Source organism: Kineococcus glutinatus (assembly GCF_039542765.1).
Lineage (GTDB): Bacteria > Actinomycetota > Actinomycetes > Actinomycetales > Kineococcaceae > Kineococcus_A > Kineococcus_A glutinatus.
Window position 1 is genome coordinate 1 of sequence record NZ_BAABIL010000682.1, and the last position, 3,008, is coordinate 3,008.

Below are 3,008 nucleotides of genomic sequence, written 5' to 3' on the forward strand. Positions count from 1 at the left end.
CCATGACGTCGGGCGACTTCCCCCTCACCCCGCGCGAGGTGCTGGCGGTCCTGCTCGGCGGCGGCGACGGCGGCGCGCGCTTCGTCGTGCTCGAGCTGCGCCTGCCGCGGGTGGCCGCCGCCGTCCTCGTGGGCGCCGCGCTCGCCGTGGCCGGCGGGCTGTTCCAGCTCCTCACCCGCAACCCGCTGGGCAGCCCGGACGTGGTGGGGTTCAACCAGGGGGCCGCGGTGGGTGCGCTGGTCGTGCTGCTGCTGCTGGGGGGCACCGACGCCGCCGTCGCCGGTGGTGCCCTGGTCGGCGGCCTGGCCAGCGCGTTCGCCGTGTACCTGCTGGCGGTGGGCCGCCACGGCGGGGAGAGCGCCGGGTACCGGCTGGTCCTGGTGGGCATCGGCCTGTCCGCCGTGCTGCAGGCCGTCATCCACTACCTCCTGACCCGCGCCCGGCTGGAGGACGCGATGGGCGCGCAGCTGTGGCTCACCGGCAGCCTCAACGGCCGCACCTGGCAGCACCTGGTCCCGCTGGTGGTGGCCCTGCTCGTCCTGCTGCCGGTGGCGCTCGCGCTGGGCCGCCCGCTGGCCCTGCTGTCGATGGGCGAGGAGCTCGCCACGGCCCTGGGCGTGCGGTCGGGCCGGGTCCGCCTGGTGGCCGTGCTCGTCGCCGTGGGCCTGACCGCCGGGTCGACGGCGGCGGCCGGGCCCGTGCTGTTCGTGGCCCTCGCCGCGCCGCAGATCGCGCGGCGCCTCACCCGCACCACGGGGGCCGGCCTGGGGACGGCGGCCCTCACCGGGGCGGCGCTGCTGCTGCTGGCCGACGTCGTCGCCCAGCGCATCCCGGCCCCCACCCAGCTGCCCGTCGGGGTCGTCACGGCCGCCGTGGGCGGCGCCTACCTGGCCGCGCTGCTCGTGGGCCAGTGGCGGCGGGGACGCGGGTGAGCCCGCCCACCGCGGGCCGGCGCCACCCGCCCGGTGCGCCGCAGCCCGGCGCGAGGACCCCCGATGCGACCCGAACCGAGCCGACCCCGAGGACGGACCCGACCGTGCACCCGACGCCCGCGCCCCCCGCAGCCCGCCTCAGCGCCCGGGGCCTGACCCTGGCCTACGAGCGCCGCACCGTCGTGGAGGGCCTCGACCTCGACGTGCCCGACGGCTCCTTCACCGTCATCGTCGGGCCCAACGCGTGCGGCAAGTCCACCCTGCTGCGGGCGCTGGCCCGGATGCTCACGCCCAGGGAGGGCGGGGTGCACCTCGACGGGCAGCTCATCGGCCGGTACCGCGCCAAGGAGGTCGCCCGGCGGCTGGGGCTGCTGCCGCAGAGCGCCAGCGCCCCCGACGGCATCACCGTCGCCGACCTGGTGGCGCGCGGGCGCTTCCCCCACCAACGCTTCCTGCGGCCGTGGAGCGCCGAGGACGAGCGGGCGGTGGCGCAGGCGATGGCGGCCACCGGGGTCGACGTCCTCGCCGAGCGCGCGGTGGACGAGCTGTCCGGCGGGCAGCGGCAGCGGGTGTGGCTGGCGATGGCGCTGGCGCAGGAGACGCCGGTGCTGCTGCTGGACGAGCCGACGACGTACCTCGACATCGCCCACCAGATCGAGGTGCTGGACCTGTGCGCGCGGCTGCACGAGGAGGGCGGGCGCACCCTCGTCGCGGTGCTGCACGACCTGAACCACGCGTGCCGCTACGCCACCCACCTCGTGGCGATGCGCGCGGGGCGGATCGAGGCGCAGGGCGCACCCGCGCAGGTGGTGGACGCCGCGCTCGTGGAGCGGGTGTTCGGGCTGCCCTGCGTCGTCGTCCCCGACCCCGAGACCGGCACGCCGCTGGTGGTGCCGCGCCGCCGCGGCACCGCGGCGATCCGCACGACGGACTGAGCGGGGGCGGGCCGGGCGCGGGAGCCACCCGCCGGTGGCGCTGGACTACGGTGGAGGGGTGCGCGGACGCTCCTTCGGCCTGGTCCTGCACCCCGTGCGCGACGTCGGCGGCGAGGTGCGGACCATCGTCTCCTGGGCGCGCGAGCACGGGGCGGAGGTCGTGGGGCTGGCCTCGGACGCCGCCCGGCTGGGCGAGGGCGTCGCACCGCTGGCACCGGAGGACTTCGTCGCCCGCTGCGACGCGGTGATCAGCCTGGGCGGCGACGGCACCATGCTCGGGGCGCTGCGGCTGCTCATCGGCTCGGAGGTGCCCGTCCTCGGCGTGAACCTCGGCCACCTGGGCTTCCTGGTGGAGCTGGAGCCGCGGGAGCTGCCCGGCGGGCTGGCGCGGCTGGCGGCCGGCGACTTCACGGTCGAGCCGCACAGCTGCCTGCGGATCAGCGGCCCGGGCCTGCGGGCGGTGGCCTTCAACGACCTGGCGCTCACCCGCACCCCCGGTCTGGGGTCGGCGTCGGCGTCGCTGGCCGTCGACGGGCACCGGATGGGCTACTACCGCTGCGACGCGCTGGTGCTGAGCACCCCCACGGGGTCGACGGCGTACAACTACGCCGCGGGCGGACCGGTGGTCTCCCCCGCCGCCGACAGCTTCCTCGTCACGCCGGTGGCGCCGATGTCGGGCATCTCCCGCACGCTGGTGCTGGGCACGGAGGAGTCGGTGCGCCTGGAGCTGCTGGCGAACAGCGGGCGCCTGGTCGCGGAGGTGGACGGCACGGTCGGGGGGCAGCTGGAGCCGGGGGCGTCGGTGGACGTGCGCGTCGAGCGGGCCGCGGGCCACGTCATCCGGCTCGACGCCCAGGGTCACGGCCGGCGCAGCCGGGTGAAGCTGAGCCTGCTGGACCTGCCGCTGCTGCCGGAGGAGATGCGCGAGCGGCTGCTGCAGGAGCTGCTGCGCGGGGAGCCGACGAGCGGGACGCGCTGAGCGGGTCCGGGTCGGGCCCGGACCCGCTCGTCGGGCGCTGCCGTCGGGCGCTGCCGTCAGGAGCCGTCGGCGGTGGGCACGGCGCCCAGCGCGGTGTCCTGCTGGTCGTCGGTACCGCCGGTGGCGGTGGCCGCCGCGGGTTCGGCGTCGCCGGCCGCCGCG

3 protein-coding genes are annotated in these 3,008 nt (G+C 77.7%); all 3 read left to right on the forward strand.

Going from position 1 to position 3,008, the window contains the following annotated elements:
- The coding region (locus ABEB16_RS20075) for a FecCD family ABC transporter permease (RefSeq protein ID WP_345713966.1) at positions 1-932 on the forward strand (932 nt) is incomplete at its 5' end.
- Positions 933-1,036: 104 nt separating this feature from the next.
- Complete coding sequence (locus ABEB16_RS20080; RefSeq protein WP_345713967.1) at positions 1,037-1,867, forward strand: ABC transporter ATP-binding protein; 831 nt, start codon at positions 1,037-1,039, stop codon at positions 1,865-1,867.
- 58 nt (positions 1,868-1,925) lie between these two features.
- The gene (locus ABEB16_RS20085; protein ID WP_345713968.1) at positions 1,926-2,846 is read left to right on the forward strand and encodes an NAD(+)/NADH kinase; all 921 of its coding nucleotides are present in this window, start codon (positions 1,926-1,928) and stop codon (positions 2,844-2,846) included.
- The last annotated feature ends 162 nt before the right edge of the window (positions 2,847-3,008 follow it).